We start from the raw sequence: 19,235 nt of genomic DNA on the forward strand, positions 1-19,235 counted from the left end.
CCGGAGATCAACCCATGCGCGCCTTCTTCGCAGTTTTCATTCTGTGTGCAGCGTCCATCCTCTCCCACGCATCGGCCCGCGCCGAAGATCCGATCGAAACGACGCGGACGATGATCGAGGAACAGATCAAGGCCTTCCTCAAGGACGATGCCGAGACCGCCTATTCCTTCGCCGCCCCCGGCATCAAGGCGATGTATCCCGACAAGAACGTGTTCTTCGCCATGGTCAAGAAGAGCTACGAGCCGGTCTATCACCCCGGCAACTACGCTTTCGGGCGCAGCCGCTCGATCGACAACGGCGCACTGATCTATCACGAGGTGCTGATTTCAGGCCGCGACGGCAAGGACTGGACGGCGATCTACCAGATCACGCGCCAGCCGGACGGCAGCTACCGGATCAATGGGGTGCAGATCATGCCGAATACGGATAGCAAGGGCATTTGAGCGCTGGCAGACGCCGGTCACTATTCCGATAATCGAAATAATCACTTTCACCTTTTGCCGATTAACGTAGTCGAGCGAACGGCTATTGTTGGTTGCAGACGCCGACGCAGACGCTCGGTGATCTTCAACCAAGGAGAAATGTGATGAAGAGACTGATCCTTTCGCTGTTGCTGGCAACCGTCATCATCGCCCCTCTTTCTCAGGCTGTTGCAGCTCCAGCCACGCAGGCTGCGCTCATCCGCCAGGCTGCCGTAACCGTTCATTATCGCTCGGCCAAGATCGATGGTGTCGACATGTTCTATCGCGAAGCCGGCCCTGCCGATGGCCCAGTGGTTCTGCTGCTGCACGGCTTTCCGACATCGTCGCATATGTTCCGCAATCTCATCCCATTGCTGGCAGATCGCTATCACGTCATTGCACCGGATTATCCGGGCTTCGGCCAGAGCGGCGCTCCCGATCACGCGAAGTTCGCCTATACGTTCGGCCATTACGCCGACATGGTCGACACGCTCATGGGCCAGATTGGCGCCAAGACATATGCGATGTATGTCATGGATTACGGCGCTCCGGTCGGCTACCGTTTGGCGCTCAAGCATCCCGAACGGGTTACCGGACTGATTATCCAGAACGGAAACGCCTATGACGAAGGTCTGCGCGCGTTCTGGGATCCGATCAAGGCCTATTGGGCTGATGGCTCGCCCGAGAAGCGGGGGGCTCTGTCGAACCTCGTCGCTCTCGAAACCACCAAGTTCCAGTATACCGATGGCGTGAAGGATCTCTCGCGCATCAGCCCCGACAACTGGGTTCAAGATCAGGCGCTGCTCGATCGGCCTGGGAACAAGGACATTCAACTGGATCTGTTCTACGACTACCGCACGAACGTTCCGCTCTACCCGCAGTTCCAGACGTTCTTTCGCGAGCGCAAGCCGCCGGCGCTGATCGTCTGGGGCAAAAACGACAAGATCTTTCCGGTGGAAGGCGCCCATCCCTATCTGCGCGATCTTCCGAACGCGGAAGTGCATATCCTTGATACGGGCCATTTCGCTCTGGAAGACAAGCTCGATGAAATGGCGCCCCTCATTCACGACTTTCTCGACCGGAAGGTGGCAAAGCGCTGAGCTAGCGTAAGGCCTGCGCATTCCACGGCGAATGCGCAGGCTCGCATGCTTATTGCTTGCGGAGAGTGCTTTGACCAAAGATCTCATTACGCCGGTCATGCTCATACAGATCGAACTTGCGATTGCGAGCACGAGAGGTGATCGCGATTCTCTTGACTTGTTGGAGATCGACGCAAAGCGGATGGCACTTACGGCGGCAGAGATCGACGCTGCAAAACGAGGAGCGAGTTTTGATGCAATCACCAATATCGCGGTTAAATTCGCGCTTGCCGATTACGCCGACGACGCGGCAGAAATAACGGCCGCGAAGAAGAAACTGGCTGCTTTCGGTGTGGCCGCCTTAGCTCCTCGTCTCCACGCCTTCGTGCAGGGGCTAAAACTGCCGACGTCAATATAGAATGTTCCCGTTCAATGGCCTGCTACACCAAGGGTTCATGCGTTGCGATCGTCCCAAAAGCGTTTAATTCTGCAATCCTGAAACGATGTACGGGATGATTGCGGCTCGCATGGACAGATGGCAGGCGATGAGAGTGTTCGTGAAGGTCGCGGAAACAGAGAGCTTCGCCGCGGCTGGGCGACAAATGCACATGAGTCCCCCGGCAGTGACGCGCATCGTTTCCTCGTTGGAAGCGGTTATCGGAACGCGCCTCCTGACCCGCACGACCCGATCAGTAAAGCTGACGGAAGCCGGGGCCAGATATTTCGGGGATTGTCAGCGGCTGCTTACCGGTCTCGAGGAAGCAGACGCGGCGGCTGCAGGGGCTTACGGCAAGCCCACCGGCACGCTCACCGTCACCGCTTCGGTGATGTTTGGCACGATGTTCGTTTTGCCCATCATGACCGAATATCTCGATCTTTACCCCGAGGTCACCGGGCGGGGCCTTTTTGTTGACCGCGTGGTGAACATTGTCGACGAGGGTATCGATGTCGCTGTCCGCATCGGACACCTGAGCGACTCCGGTTTCACCGCGACGCGTGTCGGCCAAATAAAGCGAGTGATTTGCGGATCGCCTGCGTATTTTGAGAAGCACGGCATTCCGACAGTGCCTAACGATCTCGCGCGCCATCAGATCGTCGCATCCACCAGTGCATGGACGTCGCTGGAATGGCGCTTTGGAGGAGCAGGAAAGGCTGCTGTGCGCGTCAACCCCCGCCTCTTTTGCAACACCAACGAAGCTGCAATCGCAGCGGCAGCGCGTGGCTGGGGTTTGACGCGCGTTCTTTCCTACCAAATTGCGCCTCAGCTTGAATCGGGCGAGTTGCAGACGGTCCTGTCCGACTACGATGAGGAAGCTCTACCCATCCATGTTGTCCATCCCGATGGACGGTATGCCTCAGCTAAGGTCAGAAGCTTCATCGATTTTGCTGTCGGAAAATTGCGTGCCAATCCGCATTTCAGCTAGAACCTGTTTCAGCTTCACAGCTTAAACCTTTCTAGCGGCTTAGACCGGTTGGAGGTCCCCTCTCGCCCATTCCTCCTGCGTTTCCGCCATGAAATCGGCGAAGCGGCCTTCGGCGATCGCCTTGCGGATGCCCTGCATCAATTCCTGGTAATAGGCGAGATTGTGCCAGGAGAGCAGCATGCCGCCGAGTGCTTCGTTGGAGCGGACGAGATGGTGCAGGTAGGCGCGGGAATAATCGCGTGAAGCCGGGCAGTTCGACTGTTCGTCGAGTGGGCGCATATCCTCGGCATGGCGGGCATTGCGGATATTGACCTTGCCGCGGCGGGTGAAAGCCAGGCCATGGCGGCCGGAACGGGTCGGCATGACACAGTCGAACATGTCGATGCCCCGAGCGACCGATTTCAGGATATCGTCAGGCGTGCCGACGCCCATCAGATAACGCGGCTTTTCGCCAGGCAACACAGGAAGCGTCTCGTTGAGCATCTTCAGCATCACCTCCTGCGGCTCGCCGACCGCAAGACCGCCGACGGCGTAACCCTTGAGATCGAGCTTGGTGAGCTCTTCCGCCGAACGGATGCGCAGCGCCGGGATGTCCCCACCCTGGACAATGCCGAACATCGCCTTGCCTGGCTGTTCGCCGAAGGCGACCCTGCAGCGCTCGGCCCAGCGCAGCGACATTTCCATGGCGCGCTCGATCTCCTTCGGTTCGGCCGGCAGCGCCACGCATTCGTCGAGCTGCATCTGGATGTCGGAGCCGAGCAGCCCCTGGATTTCTATGGAGCGCTCCGGCGACATGTGATGCAGGCTGCCGTCAACATGAGACTTGAAGGTCACGCCCTGTTCGTCGAGCTTGCGCAGCCCCGATAGCGACATGACCTGGAAGCCGCCCGAATCCGTGAGGATGGGATGTTCCCAGCGGATCAGCTTATGCAGGCCGCCGAGACGGGCGACGCGCTCGGCCGTCGGGCGCAGCATCAGGTGATAGGTATTGCCGAGGATGATGTCGGCGCCGGTCTCGCGTACCTGGTCGAGATACATGGCCTTGACCGTGCCGACCGTGCCGACCGGCATGAAGGCCGGTGTGCGGATCGTGCCGCGCGGCATGGAAATTTCGCCGAGGCGTGCTCCGGCATCGGTCTTCTTCAGGGTGAACTGGAAGTTCTCGGTCATTTTTCTTTCCGGAAAAGAAGGCTCGCGTCGCCGTAGGAATAAAAGCGGTAGCCTGTCGAAATGGCCTGTTTATAGGCCGCGTGCATGGTTTCGAAGCCGGCAAAGGCACAGACCAGCATGAACAACGTCGAGCGCGGCAGGTGGAAGTTGGTCATCAGGATATCGACCGCCTTGAAGCGGTAGCCGGGCGTGATGAAGATGCCAGTGGGACTAGCCCAGGGCTTGATCTCGCCGCTTTCCCCGGCCGCACTCTCGATCAACCGCAACGAAGTCGTGCCGACACAGACGATGCGCCCGCCGCTTCGCTTCACCTCATTCAGCCGCGCGGCAGTCTCGGCGCTGACATAGCCGCTTTCGAGATGCATCTTGTGGTCGTCGGTGTCATCGGCCTTGACAGGCAGGAAGGTGCCGGCGCCGACATGCAGCGTCACGAAATGGCGTTCGATACCTGCTTTGTCGAGCGCCTCGAACAAAGCCGGCGTAAAATGCAGGCCGGCCGTGGGAGCTGCGACAGCGCCCTTCTCGCGCGCGTAGATGGTCTGATAGTCGGCGCGGTCGCGCTCATCCTCCGGCCGCTTGGCGGCGATATAGGGCGGCAGCGGAATGTGGCCGACGGCGGCGATCGCTTCATCAAGCGCAGGGCCGGAGAGATCGAAGGCGAGCGTCACTTCGCCTGCCTCGCCCTTTTCTTCCACGGTCGCATCAAGCGAGCCGATCATGCAGCTTTCGCCGCTATGGCCGAAGGCGATGCGGTCGCCCTCCTTGATGCGCTTGCCGGGCTTGGCGAAGGCCTTCCATTTGTTGGCGCCGACACGCATATGCAGCGTCGCCGACATCTGCTGGCCGCCCGCACCCTCGCGATGGCGAATGCCTTCAAGCTGCGCCGGAATAACCTTGGTGTCGTTGAATACAAGCGCATCACCTGCCCGCAGAAAGGATGGCAGATCGGAGGCGCGATGGTCGGTAAGCATTGTCTGCCCGTTCGGATCGACGACGAGCAGGCGCGCGCTGTCGCGCGGCTCGGCGGGCCGTAGCGCAATGCGTTCATCCGGTAGGTCGAAATCGAAGAGGTCTACGCGCATAAGGGCACTTTCAAGCAAAGCGAAACCCGCCCCGCGCTTTCACGCAAGGGCGGGTTTCAGCAGAAATCACAATCAAACGTCGGCGGCAACCCGCAGAGAGACGATCGAGTCCGGATCGGAAACCGGCTCGCCGCGCTTGATCTTGTCGACGTTGTCCATACCTTCGATGACCTGGCCCCAGACCGAATACTGCTTGTTCAGCCACGGCGCATCGGTGAAGCAGATGAAGAACTGCGAATTCGCCGAGTTCGGGTTCTGCGAACGGGCCATCGAGCAGGTGCCGCGGACATGCGGGGTCGCGGAGAATTCAGCCTTCAGGTCGGGCTTGGAGGAGCCGCCCATGCCGGCGCGGCTGGGATTGAAGGTTTCCGAGCCCTTCTTGCCGAATTCGACATCGCCCGTCTGGGCCATGAAGTCCTGGATGACGCGGTGGAAGACGACGCCGTCATAGGCCTTCTCGCGGGCGAGTTCCTTGATGCGGGCGACATGCTCCGGGGCGACCTGCGGCAGCAGCTGAATGACAACCTTGCCCTTGGTGGTTTCCAGAATGATGGTGTTCTCGGGGTCCTTGATCTCGGCCATTGCCTTCTCCTGTTGTTTTCTTCTCGTCGCTTACTTCTTGCCCAGGGTGACCTTGATCATCCGGTCGGGATTGCTGACTTCGCCGTTCTGACCTTCACCCTTCTTGATCTTGTCGACGTTCTCCATGCCGGAAACAACCTTGCCGACAACCGTGTACTGGCCATTGAGGAAGGAACCGTCGGCGAACATGATGAAGAACTGCGAATTGGCGGAATTCGGATCCTGGGCGCGTGCCATGCCGACCGTGCCGCGTACGAACGGGCTCTTGGAGAATTCGGCCGGAAGGTCTGGCAGGTCAGAGCCGCCGGTACCGGCCTGGCTCGCGTCGAAGTTCTTTTCCATGTTGCCGTATTTCACGTCGCCGGTCTGGGCCATGAAGCCGGGGATGACGCGGTGGAAGGCGACGTTGTCATATTCGCCCTTCTTGGCCAGCGCCTCGATCTGAGCGACATGCTTCGGCGCCACATCGGGCATCAGCTGGATGACCACGGGGCCGCTCTTCAGCTGGATGGTGAGATAATGATCGGCCGACTGGGCGAAGGCATCGCCGGCGAAGGAGGCGAGATACAGCACGCCGGCAAATGCGAGATAAAAGAGTTTCATGTGAGCTCCGTTGGGCGTTATCCGCCTAGTCTTTGCGCTTGGATGTGAGGGCTTGCAAGACGGCTGCCGGCACGAAAGCGCTGACGTCGCCGCCCATGGCGGCGATCTGGCGGACCAATGTGGCGGTAATGGGCCGCGAAGCCGTTCCCGCCGGCAAAAAGATGGTCTGAATATCAGGCGCCATCGTCCTATTCATTCCGGCCATCTGCATCTCGTAGTCGAGGTCGGTGCCGTCGCGAAGGCCGCGGATCAGCAGCGTTGCGCCATGGGTGCGGGCGGCATCGACGACCAGATTGTCAAAGGCGACGACGGCGATGTCGCCTGTTTTGGCGGGCAGAACCTCGGCAAGCGAACGGCGGATCAGCTCGGCTCTCTCCTCGAAGGAGAAGAGCGGCGCCTTGCCGGGATGGATGCCGATCGCGACGATGACCTTTTCGGCGACGTTCAGCGCCTGGACCAGAACATCCACATGTCCGTTGGTGATCGGGTCAAAGGACCCCGGATAAAAAGCTGTCGTCATCTGGCCCGACCGTTGGTTTGACGCCTTTTGTCACGGATGCCGCCTTCCCGCAAGTGATTTGGCCAGCCGATCCAGGCGACTGAACGACGGATGAATAGACCGTTCAAGGCCGTTTCAGAGACGATCTGCTTAACTCGGATCGTCAAGTCGGCCGATGCCATTCCGGCATCCGGCGCTCTCCGAAAGACCAAGTCCATGCTGATCGTGCTCGTTGCACTTGCCGTTGTTTTCTCCCTCGCCGGTGAAATGGCCTATGGCTATTTCGCCGATCGCTACGAGGTGAACTGGGTACGGCCGGAGCTTGCTGAACACGCGGCGATCGTGCGCGCTGCTCGGGGCCGGCTGCGTCCAAAAACGAGCTTCGAATCTGAACGCCAGATGAACGAGACATTCAAAGTCGCTTCAGATCGGGCTTGCTAAACACCCGCTCAACATCCGGCGGAACCAATTTTAAACGGATGCGTTCATTCAACCGACACATAGATGCGACAAGCGCGCCAGGAAGGACTGAATATGCCCGGCAAGATTACCATGATTAACGTAGTCTGGATGGCAATGATCACGGGTATGCTTACTGCAACCGTCGCTCTTTATGATCAGAAGGTCGATACGTCCAAGGTTTATGGTCCCTATGCTTCGGCCCGGACGGCCGTCGTGGGCCAATACTGACGGGCGAGAACGCAACTCCCCACGAAAGGAATGCCTATGTTCACGATCTTGACAGTGCTCACAGCCCTTATCAGCGTCATGTTCATAGTGTCCGTGGCCTCGACGATTTCCGCGCTCAGGCGCGAAGGCGAAGAGGTAAAGGCGCTCAACGAAAAGCATAGCGCATTCTGACATTCCCCCTTCCCCACCTCGAGCGACACCCTTCCGTCGCCGAGGCTATTCAAAGCCGGATGCACCCAGCGTCCGGCTTTTTTCTCAGCTTGATGCCGGGCGAAGCGCCAGGCAGCCGCTCTTTCGCACTGGCAGAACGAGAAATGCGCCGTTGACATAAAGCGCGCGGACATAATCGGCGCGCTCGCTTGTCACCACGGCAAAACCCCTGCCCCATCGAAGAATGGAGACACCGTCCGGCAAGGCGGCAGGCTCCATGCCGCGTACGGTAAAGACCATAGCGGCCGGCGCCTTGCCCGTTACCGCGAAGACCTCTGCAAACAGCACGAAGACCGCGGCAACGACCGCAATTGCAATGCCTGTTCCGCGTGCCAGGCGCCTCACCATGGCGTCACCCATCCGATACGTCAGAAATCGAATATATGCTCGAGGCCGGGATCGGCAATCTGCCGGTCTCGCAGCAGGAGCGAGAGATCCGCCATCTTGACCGACAGAAGCAGGCGGTCGCCATCGAAGCCAGCGCGCGGGAGACGCGTGATCACCTCGCCGGGCAGATCGTTCTGGGCAGCGCCAGAAGGCATGGTCAGCGACAGCATGATCTCGTCATTACCCGCAATTTCGACGATTACGCCGCCGGCCCTGACAATCTCGGCGAGGATATGGGTGAAGCGATCGTATCGCGGCGTCTCGATCAGCACGCCGTCAGTGCTGTCGGAGATCACAGCCACATCGGGTATTTCAGAAAGCGTGGCCGCTGGCAGGCCTGATATCACCGAGCGGATCGTCAGCTTCGCCTCGCCGGTTGCGGCCACAGCACCGGCGATCATGCCGGCATAGGCGATCTTGGCGCGCCATTCGCCGCCGAGCGCGAGCCGGCGCTCCCAGCCGCGCAGCGGCTCTTCCATCGGGGCGGCCCAAAGCCTGTCGATCCAGGGCTGGAAGGGATATTTGTACCATGGGGTCTGGCGCAGGAAGGCCGCATAATCGATCGCCATGTCGCGGGCAACGATATCCTGCGGCGTCTTTTCGCTGCCGCGCCAGAGTGCAAACACCCTGCCCACGGTTTCCTCATAGGCAGCTTTCAGGCCCATTTCGAGCGTGAAGCTGACGCCGATGGTAGCAATCATCATCCGAGTCTGACTATCGGCGCCGCCATGACGATCAGCGATGCGGGTCAGCGCGCAATCGGCGACCCAGAAATCCTTGACGCTGGAGATATAGCCAAAGCCATATTCGTCCCCGGTCTTCAGGGTCTCGGCGAGGCCGTCATAAGCATAGACGATATGCCACTCCGGATAGGTGAGATAGGTATTGGCTTCCTGCCGGCGGAATTCCGGCTCCGATATCAGCGGCCTGTAGGTATCGGGTTCCGGGTCGGCGTGGCAGAAGGTCTCGACATAGGCGACCGGGCTAAGCAGCAACAGGATGACGATGACGAGGAGGGCCAGAAGCCAACCGATGATTTTCAGGAGGCGCCGCATTAGGGGGCCTCGCGACGGAAGATATAGCTGGAAACGATCGCCGCACCGCCAAGAAAGAGATGCGGCAGGTTGGCCAGGATCTTGAACGTAAAGGGAATATCCTGGATGCCGTAGTTGACGATGCCGAGGTCGAGGTAGCCCGATCCCGTGATCAGCCCGAGAAGGCCGTCGCTGAAATAGAGCAAACCAAAATAGAAGAGGAAATTTCTGGATGCACGGGCTGATATAAACGCTGCAATGCCGGCCCAGGCCGCCGAGGCAACGTGCAGGCTGTCATCATAGATATCGAGCGCGAAGATGCCGAAAGCGCGCCCCTGCGCATCCGTCAGCCCCGGAATGTAATTCAACGCCGCCGCCAAGAGCAGGGCCACGGTATAAAGCACAGCGGTCAGCCGAAGCCTGGACATGCAAATCCTCCTAGAGGCTTCCGAGATAACGATCCCAGAAATGATTACGGAAGGTGAGGCCGGGATCCAGCCGGCGCTTGGCCGCTGCAAACTCCCCGGCTCTGGGATAGGCACGTACGAACTGATCCGGCCGGGCATGCGGCCGATAAGGCAGATAGTAGCTGCCACCGATATCAAGCACGCGCTCGATCAGCGCCTCGGTCATCCGCTGCATGTCGGCCTCGCCCCTTACCGTCTTTTCCTGCGAGAAGAGCATCACCGCGGCGACCCGGGCTTCCCCGGCGTAGGCCAGTACGCTGTGTCGATCGGTATCCACATAACGCAACGTGATGTTCAGGAGCTGCTGATAGGAAGCCGGAATGACATCGCGGCATGCCGCGACGAAATCGGCAAAGCGCGTCGGCGACACGAAATATTCGTGCAGGATATCCGTACGGGACGGATCACGATCGTCGAGCGTGATGACGGGTTCGTTCATCAGGCTGTTGCGCGTCGCCTGCCTCGCGATCGGCGGTCCGACGACAGCCTCGGTCCACCAGCGGAAATGTTTGGCCGCATCCGAGCCGAGCTGCGCGCGGAAGATTTCGCGCGAGATATGGCTGACAAAACCCGAGCCGGCGGCCGCGGGTATATTCGTCTGATCCGGGGCGGCGCGATAGGTAATCAGCAGAGCTTCCTCGAAGAAGCGATCGAGAGAAACATCCATGCGGCCATAGGCCATGTTGATCGAGCTGTCGCTCTTGAGAATCTCGGCAAAGCGCCGCCCGAGATCCTCGCCGGCAAGATGCTCGAATGTCGGCTGCAGCAGCACGTTCGGCACCATATCCAGCTCAAGCTCGGTGATAACCCCGAAAAGGCCATATCCGCCCATGGCATGATTGAAGAGCTCTGTGTTTTCCTTGCGCGAGCAGGTCAGCAGATTGCCATCCGCCGTCATCAGCCTGATGGAGCGCACGGTGCTGCCGCAACCGCTGAACGGAACCGGCCAGCCGTGGGCATTGACCGAAAAGGTGCTGGCGACCCCGAAGTCGTTGTTGGACTGCATGACGGCGGGCGAAAAACCGATGGCATCGAGCCTCGAAATCACCGTCGACCAGCGCGTGCCGGCGGCGACGCGGTAGGTCCGGGCCGACGTATCGGCCTCCAGCCAATCCTGATCGAGCGTCAGCGCCGTGCCGTTCTCGACAAGGCTCTGCCCGCCCATCGAATGGCGCGCTGCGCTGGCGACGAAGGGCCTGTTGGCTTTGACCGCCTCCGAAAGCGCGGTGCGCAACCGGCCGATCATCGCCTCCTGTGGCGGCTCCCTGACGGTCAGATGGGTGGCGACCCGCGTCGGCGTCAGCTCTCCTGCATCGTTGAGAATGACCGCGCCGTCATCGGCGGGAATTTCCGGTGGAAAGACCGGTCCGGAATCGCTTTCGGGCTGCAGGAGATAGCCGCCCGCGGCAGCCCCCGCGACGGCCGACATGCCCGCAAGCACCCCTCGCCTTGTCCACTTGCCCATAACATTCCCCCTCGGATGAATCGGCAAGCCCTTCATAGCGCAATAAAAAACCGGGCGGCAGGGGCCGCCCGGTTCAGAATGAGAATGTGGCGAATTATTCGGCCGACGGCGTTTCGTCGATTTCGCCAGCGGGAGCCGCGCCTTCGGAAACGGCTGTTTCCTCACCCGCCTCCGCCGTCTCGTCGTCCTCCGGCTCGCTGATGCGCTCGACGGACACGACCTTCTCGTCCTTGGCCGTCGAGAAGATGGTGACGCCCTTGGTGGCGCGGCTAGCGATGCGGATGCCGCCGACCGGCACGCGGATCAGCTGGCCGCCATCGGAGACGAGCATGATCTGGTCACCGTCATCGACCGGGAAGGCCGCGACCAGTTCGCCGATCTCGCCTGTTTTCGACGTGTCGGTGGCGCGAATGCCCTTGCCGCCACGGCCGGAGATGCGGAAATCGTAAGAGGATGAACGCTTGCCGAAGCCCTTTTCCGAGACCGTCAGCACGAACTGTTCGCGTGCCTTCAGCTCTTCATAGCGTTCGTCGGAGAGTTGTCCTTCTTCAACGACTTCTTCTCCAACCAGCGCAATATCTTCTTCGTCAACGCCCGTCGCCCGGCGTTCGACGGCGGACCGCTTGAGATAGGCAGCACGCTCCCAGGGCTCGGCATCGACATGGCCGACGATCGTCATCGAGATGATGCGATCGCCATCGCCGAGATTGATGCCGCGCACGCCGATCGAGTTGCGGCCGGCAAAGACGCGAACGTCGTCGACGGAGAAGCGGATGCACTGGCCGAGCGCCGTCGTCAGCAGTACGTCATCATCTTCCGTGCAGGTCTCGACGGAGAGGATTTCGTCGCCCTCCTCTTCGAGCTTCATGGCGATCTTGCCGTTACGGTTGACCTGGACGAAATCCGACAGCTTGTTGCGGCGAACCGTGCCGCGCGTCGTCGAGAACATGACGTCGAGATTATCCCAGCTCGCCTCATCCTCAGGCAGGGGCAGGATGGTGGTGATGCGTTCGCCGGGCTCGAGCGGCAGCATGTTGATCAGAGCCTTGCCGCGCGAGGTCGGCGTGCCGATCGGCAGGCGCCAGACCTTCTCCTTATAGACGATGCCGCGCGAGGAGAAGAACAGAACAGGCGTATGCGTATTGACTACGAATAGCCGGCTAACAAAATCCTCATCACGCGTAGTCATGCCGGAGCGACCCTTGCCGCCGCGACGCTGGGCGCGGTAGGTGGTCAAAGGCACGCGCTTGATGTAACCGAGATGCGAGACGGTGACGACCATGTCCTCGCGAGCGATCAGATCCTCGTCGTCCATTTCGAGGCCGCCATCGACGATCTCGGTGCGGCGCGGCGTACCGAACTCGTCGCGGACGGCGATAAGTTCGTCCTTGACGATGGTCTGTATGCGGACGCGCGAGGAGAGAATATCGAGGTAATCCTTGATTTCCTCGCCGATTTTGTTGAGTTCGTCGCCAATTTCGTCGCGGCCGAGTGCCGTCAGGCGGGCAAGGCGCAATTCGAGGATCGCGCGCGCCTGCTCTTCCGAGAGATTGTAGGTGAGGTCCTCATTGATGCGATGGCGCGGATCGTCGATCAGGCGGATCAGGCTTTCAACATCTTCCGCCGGCCAGCGGCGCGTCATCAGCTCTTCGCGGGCTGACTGCGGATCGGGTGCCTGACGGATGACGCGGATGACTTCGTCGATATTGGCGACCGCGATGGCGAGGCCGACCAAGACGTGGGCGCGGTCACGCGCCTTGCGGAGCAGGAATTTCGTTCTCCGACTAACGACTTCCTCGCGGAAAGAGACGAAAGCGCGCAGCATGTCGAGCAGCGTCAGCTGCTCCGGCTTGCCGCCGTTCAGCGCCACCATGTTGCAGCCGAAGGAGGTCTGCAGTGGCGTGTAGCGGTAGAGCTGGTTGAGGATGACCTCGGCATTAGCATCGCGCTTCAGCTCGATTACGACACGATAGCCTTGGCGGTCGGATTCGTCGCGCAGGTCGGAGATGCCCTCGATGCGCTTTTCGCGCACCAGTTCGGCCATCTTCTCGATCATCGTCGCCTTGTTCACTTGGTAGGGAATCTCGGTGATGATGATCTGCTCGCGATCGCCGCGCATCGGTTCGATGGCGGCGACGCCGCGCATGATGACGGAGCCGCGGCCGGTCTCATAGGCGGAGCGGATGCCGGCGCGGCCGAGGATCTTCGCACCCGTCGGGAAGTCAGGGCCTGGAATGATCTGCATCAGTTCCGGCAGCTCGATCGCCGGATCGTTGATCAGCGCGATGCAGCCGTCGATGACTTCGGAGAGATTGTGCGGCGGAATGTTGGTCGCCATGCCGACGGCGATGCCGCCGGCGCCGTTGACGAGCAGGTTCGGGAACTTGGCGGGAACCACGACCGGCTCGGAGAGGGTGCCGTCGTAGTTGTCGCGGAAGTCGACGGTTTCCTTGTCGAGATCGTCGAGCAGCGAATGGGCGGCCTTCTCCAGGCGGCATTCGGTGTAACGTTCGGCCGCCGGCGGATCGCCATCGACGGAACCGAAATTGCCCTGACCGTCGATCAGCGGCAGCCTGAGCGACCAAGGCTGCGCCATACGTGCGAGCGCATCATAGATCGCGGCATTGCCGTGCGGATGGTATTTACCCATCACGTCACCGGTGACGCGGGCGCATTTGACGTATTTCTTGTTCCAGTCGATGCCGAGCTCGGACATGCCGTAGAGGATGCGCCGGTGCACGGGCTTCAGGCCGTCGCGCACGTCGGGCAGCGCGCGGCTGACGATGACGCTCATGGCGTAATCGAGATACGACCGCTGCATTTCCTCCATGATGGAGATGGGCTCGATGCCTGGCGGGAGCTTCCCGCCGCCGGGGGGTGTTTGCTCAGTCAAAACAGATCACGATCTCTTCTAGAATCACTTGAAGATTTATAGCGGAAAGCCTGTTCCCGCGCCAATTTCACAGCGCGTTTTGAACAGGCTTTTGCGGCTTAAAGAGGGTAAAACACATAAGTTTCGCGGCCGGATCGGGAATCCGCCGCAGGATATTTGCCAAATCGAAATCCCCGCTTCACAATCATAAAAAACCACGCATCCATATGGGGTTCCGGAGAGACGATGGCAAGCGCCGACCAGTTGATCAACGCCTTCACGACGCTTCTCGTCACCATTGATCCGCCGGGGCTCGCGCCGATCTTCCTGGGGCTGACGACGGGCATGAGCCGAGCCGAGCGCACACAGGTGGCGCTGCGCGGCTCGACCATCGCCTTGATCATTCTCGCCATCTTCGCGCTGTTCGGCGCAAGCGTGCTCGGCGTGCTCGGGATTTCGATCGGCGCCTTCCGTATCGCCGGCGGGCTGCTGCTCTTCTGGATCGCTTTCGAGATGGTGTTCGAGAGGCGGCAGGAACGCAAGGAGAAAGCCACGGAAGCGGCCGTCACCAAGGATCATATCGAGAATATCGCCGTCTTTCCCCTCGCCTTGCCGCTGATTGCAGGCCCCGGTGCAATCTCGGCGACGATCCTGCTTGCCGGCACGCTGGCGACATCTGTCGGAAAGGCGCAGCTGATCGGCGTCATTGCCGCCAATCTGTTGCTGACCCTTCTTATGCTGCTCATCGCCGAAAGGCTGGACCGTTTCCTCGGCGTCACGGGCCGTGCCATCCTGACGCGGCTTCTCGGCGTCATCCTCGCCGCGCTCGCCGTGCAATTCGTCGTCGACGGCGCGAAAGCGGCGCTCAATCTGATCAGCGCGACGCCGCACTGAAACAGCAGCAAGATCGGGATCCACCCGATCGACATCGTGATCAAAGAAAAAGAGCATGACGTCATCCAAGACATCATGCCCTCAATCTTTCAAACCAGGAAAAGCGGTCGATCAGAACGGGATGTCGTCGTCGAGATCCCGCGAGAAGTTGCCGCCGCCACCACCGCCGCCGCGGCTCGGCGACGAAGAGGGAGCCGGCGCGCCGTAGTCGTCGCCATAATCGTTGCCGCCGGCACCGCTGCCGCGACCGCCACCGAAGCCGGAGCTCGCACCGCCGCCCTCGCCGCGACCGTCGAGCATCGTCAGCGTCGAGCTGAAGCCCTGCAGCACGACTTCCGTGCTGTAACGGTCCTGGCCCTGCTGATCCTGCCACTTGCGGGTCTGCAACTGGCCTTCGATATAGAGCTTGGCGCCCTTCTTTACATATTGCTCAACGACCTTGCAGAGGCCCTCGTTGAAGACGACGACGGTGTGCCATTCAGTCTTCTCGCGGCGCTCGCCGGAATTTCGGTCGCGCCAGGTTTCCGAGGTCGCGATACGAAGATTGGCGATCGGCCGGCCATCCTGAGTGCGGCGGATTTCGGGGTCTGCGCCCACGTTTCCGACCAGAATTACCTTGTTCACGCTACCAGCCATGCTTTTCACCCTGCCTGCCGCCCTGCCCGGCGGCGTTAATCGATCAGCGCACCTTAAACCATAGAGGACCGCCGATGCGCGTAAGCGGTCTTTAATCCACATATTTATCCCATCAGAAAGCCGCATGCATTCATCAGGAATTTTTGTTCTTTATTTGTTCTAATTTATCCGTATGATCCTGTCAACAGAATCGAAAACCTTGAGCCTTGCGGATATTCAGCCTCGACTCGCCGGTCGGCATCACTAAATAAGGGCTGTTATCCAGAAAACCAAAGCAGAGACGATGAGCGAACTGAAGACGATCTCCATCCGCGGCGCGCGTGAGCACAATCTGAAGAGCATCGATCTCGATCTGCCCCGCAACAAGCTGATCGTCATGACCGGTCTTTCCGGCTCGGGCAAATCCTCGCTTGCCTTCGACACGATCTATGCCGAGGGCCAGCGGCGCTATGTCGAGAGCCTGTCGGCCTATGCCCGGCAGTTCCTCGAAATGATGCAGAAGCCCGATGTCGACCAGATCGACGGCCTGTCGCCGGCGATTTCGATCGAGCAGAAGACCACTTCGCGCAATCCGCGCTCGACGGTCGGCACAGTCACCGAGATCTACGACTACATGCGCCTGCTTTTTGCCCGTGTCGGCGTTCCCTATTCGCCGGCAACGGGCCTGCCGATCGAGAGCCAGACCGTCAGCCAGATGGTCGACCGCATCCTCGCTTTCGGTGAAGGCACCCGTCTTTATATCCTCGCGCCGCTCGTGCGGGGGCGCAAGGGCGAATACAAGAAGGAACTGGCGGAGCTCATGAAGAAGGGCTTCCAACGCGTCAAGGTCGACGGCCAGTTCTATGAGATTGCCGAGGCGCCAACGCTCGACAAGAAATACAAGCATGACATCGACGTGATGGTCGACCGCATCGTTGTGCGCTCCGATGTCTCGGCACGCCTGGCCGACAGCCTGGAAACCTGCCTGAAGCTCGCCGACGGGCTGGCGGTCGCCGAATTCGCCGACAAACCGTTGCCGCCGGAGGAGACCTCGGCCGGCGGCTCTGCCAACAAGTCGCTGAACGAGACGCATGAACGCGTGTTGTTTTCGGAGAAATTCGCCTGCCCGGTCTCGGGCTTCACCATTCCGGAGATCGAGCCCAGGCTCTTCTCCTTCAACAATCCCTTCGGCGCCTGCCCGACCTGCGACGGTCTCGGCGCGCAGCAGAAGATCGACCCCGACCTGATCGTGCCCGAGCCCGAGCGCACGTTGCGCGACGGGGCGATCGCGCCCTGGGCCAAGTCGACCTCGCCCTATTACAACCAGACGCTGGAAGCGCTCGGAAAACATTACGGCTTCAAGCTCGGCACGCGATGGAACGATCTGTCCGACGAGGTAAAAGACGTCATCCTCAAGGGCACCGATGACAAGATCGAGTTCCACTACGCCGACGGCGCCCGCTCTTATACGACCCACAAGAATTTCGAAGGCATCATCACCAATCTCGAGCGTCGCTGGAAGGAGACGGATTCGGCCTGGGCACGCGAGGATATCGAGCGGTTCATGTCGGCCGCTCCCTGCCCGGCCTGCAACGGCTATCGCCTGAAGCCGGAAGCGCTCGCCGTGAAGATCAATAGGCTGCATATCGGCGAAGTGACGGAGATGTCGATCCGCATCGCGCGCGACTGGTTCGAGGCGCTGCCGGCAAGCTTCAACGCCAAGCAGAACGAAATTGCCGTCCGGATCCTCAAGGAAATCCGCGACCGTTTGCGCTTCCTCAACGATGTCGGCCTGGAATATCTTAGCCTGTCGCGCAACTCAGGTACCTTGTCGGGCGGCGAGAGCCAGCGCATCCGTCTTGCCTCGCAAATCGGCTCGGGTCTGACGGGCGTGCTCTACGTACTCGACGAGCCTTCGATCGGCCTACATCAGAGGGACAATGCCCGGCTGCTCGACACGCTGAAGCACCTGCGTGACATCGGCAATACCGTCATCGTCGTCGAACATGACGAGGATGCGATCCTGACGGCCGACGACGTGGTCGATATCGGCCCGGCGGCCGGCATTCACGGCGGTCAGGTCATCGCGCACGGCACGCCGCAGGACATCATGGCCAATCCGAAGTCGCTGACGGGCAAATACCTCTCCGGCGAACTCGGCGTGCCGGTTCCCGATGAGCGCCGGAAGCCGAAGAAGGGCCGCGAGATCAAGGTGATCGGCGCGCGCGGCAACAATCTGAAGAACGTCACGGCATCGATCCCGCTCGGGGTGTTTACGGCGGTGACGGGCGTTTCCGGCGGCGGCAAATCCACCTTCCTGATCGAGACGCTCTATAAATCGGCGGCAAGGCGCGTCATGGGCGCGCGCGAGAACCCGGCCGATCACGACCGCATCGACGGTTTCGAGCATATCGACAAGGTGATCGACATCGACCAATCGCCGATCGGCCGCACGCCGCGCTCGAACCCGGCGACCTATACCGGCGCCTTCACGCCGATCCGCGACTGGTTCGCCGGTCTGCCGGAAGCCAAGGCGCGCGGCTACCAGCCGGGCCGCTTCTCTTTCAACGTCAAGGGCGGACGCTGCGAGGCCTGCCAAGGCGACGGCGTTATCAAGATCGAGATGCACTTCCTGCCGGATGTCTACGTCACCTGCGACGTCTGCCACGGCAAGCGCTATAATAGAGAAACGCTCGACGTCACCTTCAAGCAGAAGTCGATCGCCGACGTGCTCGACATGACGGTGGAGGAAGGCGTCGATTTCTTCGCGGCGGTGCCTGCCGTGCGCGACAAGCTGCAATCGCTGAAGGATGTCGGCCTCGGCTACATCAAGGTCGGTCAGCAGGCCAATACGCTTTCGGGCGGCGAAGCGCAGCGCGTCAAGCTCGCCAAGGAGCTGTCGAAACGCTCGACGGGACGCACGCTTTATATTCTCGACGAACCGACGACCGGCCTGCATTTCCACGATGTCGCCAAGTTGCTCGAAATGCTGCACGAGCTGGTGAACCAGGGCAATTCCGTGGTGGTTATCGAGCACAATCTGGAGGTCATCAAGACGGCTGACTGGATCCTCGACTTCGGGCCCGAAGGCGGCGACGGTGGCGGCGAGATCGTGGCAGTCGGCACGCCGGAGACGATCGTCAGGGAGAAGCGTTCCTATACCGGACAGTTCCTGAAGGAATTGCTGGAACGACGGCCGACGAAGAAGGCGGTTGCGGCGGAATGACGATGAGGCCGGCGTCGCCCGATGATCTGGAAACGATCGCGACGCTGACAACAGCCGCCTATCGGCCCTATACCGAGCTTCTCGGCGCTCCGCCGATACCGGTGACGGAAGATTATGCGCCGCGGATCGAACGCGGCGAGGTCTGGCTGCGCGAGATTGGCGGTGAAACGGCCGGCCTCGTGGTCGTCGAGCAGCATTCCGATCATCTGATGCTGTTCAGCATCGCGGTCTCGCCGGCCTTTCAGGGCGCCGGACATGGGCTCTCGATGCTGCGCTGGCTGGAGGACAGGGCGCGGGAGCGGGCCGTGCCGGAGATCCGGCTCTATACGAATGCCCTGATTGAACGGAATATCGCGCTCTATCGCGCCTTCGGGTTTCAGGAAACGGGTCGTCGACCGAACCCTTATCGGCCAGGATGGACGCTCGTCGACATGATGAAAGAGATCAATGCGGCCTGAGCGGCTGCCAATAGGGA

The 19,235-nt window shown here is 60.6% G+C and carries 21 protein-coding genes; 10 read left to right on the forward strand and 11 right to left on the reverse strand.

The features are described 5' to 3' along the window. The first annotated feature begins 14 nt into the window (after nucleotides 1-14). The 4 genes from EFD55_RS28970 (at nucleotide 15) to EFD55_RS28985 (ending at nucleotide 2,964) form a co-directional block, all read left to right on the forward strand. Nucleotides 15-443 (forward strand): DUF4864 domain-containing protein, encoded by a 429-nt coding sequence (locus EFD55_RS28970; protein ID WP_125849965.1) that lies wholly within the window; start codon nucleotides 15-17, stop codon nucleotides 441-443. Nucleotides 444-586: 143 nt separating this feature from the next. Continuing rightward, on the forward strand, nucleotides 587-1,561 hold the full coding sequence (locus EFD55_RS28975) for an alpha/beta fold hydrolase (RefSeq protein ID WP_125849967.1): 975 nt from the start codon (nucleotides 587-589) through the stop codon (nucleotides 1,559-1,561). Nucleotides 1,562-1,631: 70 nt separating this feature from the next. Further along, nucleotides 1,632-1,958, forward strand: coding sequence for a hypothetical protein (locus EFD55_RS28980; protein ID WP_245438609.1), 327 nt, complete (start codon nucleotides 1,632-1,634; stop codon nucleotides 1,956-1,958). A gap of 109 nt (nucleotides 1,959-2,067) precedes the next feature. After that, the gene (locus tag EFD55_RS28985; protein ID WP_125849971.1) at nucleotides 2,068-2,964 is read left to right on the forward strand and encodes a LysR family transcriptional regulator; all 897 of its coding nucleotides are present in this window, start codon (nucleotides 2,068-2,070) and stop codon (nucleotides 2,962-2,964) included. 39 nt (nucleotides 2,965-3,003) lie between these two features. Here the strand turns inward: EFD55_RS28985 and tgt are convergent, their stop codons facing one another. The 5 genes from tgt to coaD form a co-directional block, all read right to left on the reverse strand. Continuing rightward, nucleotides 3,004-4,134 carry a tRNA guanosine(34) transglycosylase Tgt gene (gene tgt / locus EFD55_RS28990; RefSeq protein WP_125849973.1) on the reverse strand — a complete coding sequence of 377 codons (1,131 nt, stop codon included), beginning with the start codon at nucleotides 4,132-4,134 and terminating at the stop codon, nucleotides 3,004-3,006. Next, on the reverse strand, nucleotides 4,131-5,216 hold the full coding sequence (gene queA, locus EFD55_RS28995) for a tRNA preQ1(34) S-adenosylmethionine ribosyltransferase-isomerase QueA (RefSeq protein WP_125849975.1): 1,086 nt from the start codon (nucleotides 5,214-5,216) through the stop codon (nucleotides 4,131-4,133). The genes tgt and queA overlap by 4 nt, the downstream gene beginning before the upstream one ends. 72 nt (nucleotides 5,217-5,288) lie before the next feature. Next, entirely contained in the window at nucleotides 5,289-5,798 is a 510-nt protein-coding gene (locus tag EFD55_RS29000) for a peptidylprolyl isomerase (protein WP_125849977.1), read from the reverse strand. 30 nt (nucleotides 5,799-5,828) lie between these two features. Further along, nucleotides 5,829-6,401: a peptidylprolyl isomerase gene (locus tag EFD55_RS29005; protein ID WP_125849979.1), complete on the reverse strand. Its 573-nt coding sequence runs from the start codon at nucleotides 6,399-6,401 to the stop codon at nucleotides 5,829-5,831. A gap of 25 nt (nucleotides 6,402-6,426) precedes the next feature. Continuing rightward, a complete protein-coding gene (gene coaD, locus EFD55_RS29010; RefSeq protein WP_125849981.1) occupies nucleotides 6,427-6,921 on the reverse strand; it encodes a pantetheine-phosphate adenylyltransferase in 495 nt (164 codons plus the stop codon). Nucleotides 6,922-7,116: 195 nt separating this feature from the next. Between coaD and EFD55_RS29015 the strand changes: the two genes are divergently transcribed. From EFD55_RS29015 to EFD55_RS34150, 3 genes are all read left to right on the forward strand, one after another. Beyond that, nucleotides 7,117-7,341, forward strand: a complete 225-nt coding sequence (locus EFD55_RS29015; protein WP_245438611.1) for a hypothetical protein — start codon at nucleotides 7,117-7,119, stop codon at nucleotides 7,339-7,341. A gap of 93 nt (nucleotides 7,342-7,434) precedes the next feature. Further along, nucleotides 7,435-7,590, forward strand: a complete 156-nt coding sequence (locus tag EFD55_RS33370; RefSeq protein WP_165504894.1) for a hypothetical protein — start codon at nucleotides 7,435-7,437, stop codon at nucleotides 7,588-7,590. Between the two features lie 36 nt (nucleotides 7,591-7,626). Beyond that, the gene (locus EFD55_RS34150; protein ID WP_010056528.1) at nucleotides 7,627-7,761 is read left to right on the forward strand and encodes a hypothetical protein; all 135 of its coding nucleotides are present in this window, start codon (nucleotides 7,627-7,629) and stop codon (nucleotides 7,759-7,761) included. Between the two features lie 84 nt (nucleotides 7,762-7,845). On the opposite strand, the gene EFD55_RS29020 is transcribed toward EFD55_RS34150, so the two are convergent. From EFD55_RS29020 to gyrA, 5 genes are all read right to left on the reverse strand, one after another. Then, the gene (locus EFD55_RS29020; protein ID WP_125849985.1) at nucleotides 7,846-8,148 is read right to left on the reverse strand and encodes a hypothetical protein; all 303 of its coding nucleotides are present in this window, start codon (nucleotides 8,146-8,148) and stop codon (nucleotides 7,846-7,848) included. Between the two features lie 20 nt (nucleotides 8,149-8,168). Next, the gene (locus EFD55_RS29025; RefSeq protein WP_125849987.1) at nucleotides 8,169-9,242 is read right to left on the reverse strand and encodes a hypothetical protein; all 1,074 of its coding nucleotides are present in this window, start codon (nucleotides 9,240-9,242) and stop codon (nucleotides 8,169-8,171) included. After that, nucleotides 9,242-9,649: a hypothetical protein gene (locus EFD55_RS29030; RefSeq protein WP_125849988.1), complete on the reverse strand. Its 408-nt coding sequence runs from the start codon at nucleotides 9,647-9,649 to the stop codon at nucleotides 9,242-9,244. Before EFD55_RS29030 ends, EFD55_RS29025 begins: the two co-directional genes overlap by 1 nt. 10 nt (nucleotides 9,650-9,659) lie before the next feature. After that, nucleotides 9,660-11,153, reverse strand: a complete 1,494-nt coding sequence (locus EFD55_RS29035) for an FAD-binding oxidoreductase (RefSeq protein ID WP_125849990.1) — start codon at nucleotides 11,151-11,153, stop codon at nucleotides 9,660-9,662. 94 nt (nucleotides 11,154-11,247) lie between these two features. Then, nucleotides 11,248-14,046: a DNA gyrase subunit A gene (gyrA, locus tag EFD55_RS29040; protein ID WP_125849992.1), complete on the reverse strand. Its 2,799-nt coding sequence runs from the start codon at nucleotides 14,044-14,046 to the stop codon at nucleotides 11,248-11,250. A 225-nt stretch (nucleotides 14,047-14,271) separates the two neighbouring features. Between gyrA and EFD55_RS29045 the strand changes: the two genes are divergently transcribed. After that, the gene (locus tag EFD55_RS29045; protein WP_125849994.1) at nucleotides 14,272-14,919 is read left to right on the forward strand and encodes a MarC family protein; all 648 of its coding nucleotides are present in this window, start codon (nucleotides 14,272-14,274) and stop codon (nucleotides 14,917-14,919) included. A 111-nt stretch (nucleotides 14,920-15,030) separates the two neighbouring features. On the opposite strand, the gene EFD55_RS29050 is transcribed toward EFD55_RS29045, so the two are convergent. Then, on the reverse strand, nucleotides 15,031-15,555 hold the full coding sequence (locus tag EFD55_RS29050; protein WP_125849996.1) for a single-stranded DNA-binding protein: 525 nt from the start codon (nucleotides 15,553-15,555) through the stop codon (nucleotides 15,031-15,033). 283 nt (nucleotides 15,556-15,838) lie between these two features. Here EFD55_RS29050 and uvrA point away from each other — a divergent pair, with 283 nt between their 5' ends. Both uvrA and EFD55_RS29060 read left to right on the forward strand, forming a co-directional pair. Beyond that, entirely contained in the window at nucleotides 15,839-18,760 is a 2,922-nt protein-coding gene (gene uvrA / locus EFD55_RS29055; RefSeq protein WP_125849998.1) for an excinuclease ABC subunit UvrA, read from the forward strand. Beyond that, complete coding sequence (locus EFD55_RS29060; RefSeq protein WP_125850000.1) at nucleotides 18,757-19,218, forward strand: GNAT family N-acetyltransferase; 462 nt, start codon at nucleotides 18,757-18,759, stop codon at nucleotides 19,216-19,218. Before uvrA ends, EFD55_RS29060 begins: the two co-directional genes overlap by 4 nt. Nucleotides 19,219-19,235 lie beyond the last annotated feature (17 nt).

The organism is Rhizobium pisi (assembly GCF_003938655.1).
Classification (GTDB): Bacteria; Pseudomonadota; Alphaproteobacteria; order Rhizobiales; family Rhizobiaceae; genus Rhizobium; species Rhizobium pisi.

What these genes read in the sequence shown, in the direction of transcription:
- EFD55_RS29015 (WP_245438611.1), top strand. Translation starts at nt 7,117, where the DNA reads ATGCTGATCGTGCTCGTTGCACTTGCCGTTGTTTTCTCCCTCGCCGGT.
- EFD55_RS33370 (WP_165504894.1), top strand. Translation starts at nt 7,435, where the DNA reads ATGCCCGGCAAGATTACCATGATTAACGTAGTCTGGATGGCAATGATC.
- EFD55_RS29045 (WP_125849994.1), top strand. Translation starts at nt 14,272, where the DNA reads ATGGCAAGCGCCGACCAGTTGATCAACGCCTTCACGACGCTTCTCGTC.
- queA (WP_125849975.1), bottom strand. Translation starts at nt 5,216, where the DNA reads ATGCGCGTAGACCTCTTCGATTTCGACCTACCGGATGAACGCATTGCG.
- tgt (WP_125849973.1), bottom strand. Translation starts at nt 4,134, where the DNA reads ATGACCGAGAACTTCCAGTTCACCCTGAAGAAGACCGATGCCGGAGCA.
- uvrA (WP_125849998.1), top strand. Translation starts at nt 15,839, where the DNA reads ATGAGCGAACTGAAGACGATCTCCATCCGCGGCGCGCGTGAGCACAAT.
- EFD55_RS29060 (WP_125850000.1), top strand. Translation starts at nt 18,757, where the DNA reads ATGACGATGAGGCCGGCGTCGCCCGATGATCTGGAAACGATCGCGACG.
- EFD55_RS34150 (WP_010056528.1), top strand. Translation starts at nt 7,627, where the DNA reads ATGTTCACGATCTTGACAGTGCTCACAGCCCTTATCAGCGTCATGTTC.
- EFD55_RS29030 (WP_125849988.1), bottom strand. Translation starts at nt 9,649, where the DNA reads ATGTCCAGGCTTCGGCTGACCGCTGTGCTTTATACCGTGGCCCTGCTC.
- EFD55_RS29020 (WP_125849985.1), bottom strand. Translation starts at nt 8,148, where the DNA reads ATGGTGAGGCGCCTGGCACGCGGAACAGGCATTGCAATTGCGGTCGTT.
- EFD55_RS28975 (WP_125849967.1), top strand. Translation starts at nt 587, where the DNA reads ATGAAGAGACTGATCCTTTCGCTGTTGCTGGCAACCGTCATCATCGCC.
- EFD55_RS29035 (WP_125849990.1), bottom strand. Translation starts at nt 11,153, where the DNA reads ATGGGCAAGTGGACAAGGCGAGGGGTGCTTGCGGGCATGTCGGCCGTC.
- coaD (WP_125849981.1), bottom strand. Translation starts at nt 6,921, where the DNA reads ATGACGACAGCTTTTTATCCGGGGTCCTTTGACCCGATCACCAACGGA.
- EFD55_RS29025 (WP_125849987.1), bottom strand. Translation starts at nt 9,242, where the DNA reads ATGCGGCGCCTCCTGAAAATCATCGGTTGGCTTCTGGCCCTCCTCGTC.
- EFD55_RS29000 (WP_125849977.1), bottom strand. Translation starts at nt 5,798, where the DNA reads ATGGCCGAGATCAAGGACCCCGAGAACACCATCATTCTGGAAACCACC.
- EFD55_RS28970 (WP_125849965.1), top strand. Translation starts at nt 15, where the DNA reads ATGCGCGCCTTCTTCGCAGTTTTCATTCTGTGTGCAGCGTCCATCCTC.
- EFD55_RS28985 (WP_125849971.1), top strand. Translation starts at nt 2,068, where the DNA reads ATGGACAGATGGCAGGCGATGAGAGTGTTCGTGAAGGTCGCGGAAACA.
- EFD55_RS29005 (WP_125849979.1), bottom strand. Translation starts at nt 6,401, where the DNA reads ATGAAACTCTTTTATCTCGCATTTGCCGGCGTGCTGTATCTCGCCTCC.
- EFD55_RS29050 (WP_125849996.1), bottom strand. Translation starts at nt 15,555, where the DNA reads ATGGCTGGTAGCGTGAACAAGGTAATTCTGGTCGGAAACGTGGGCGCA.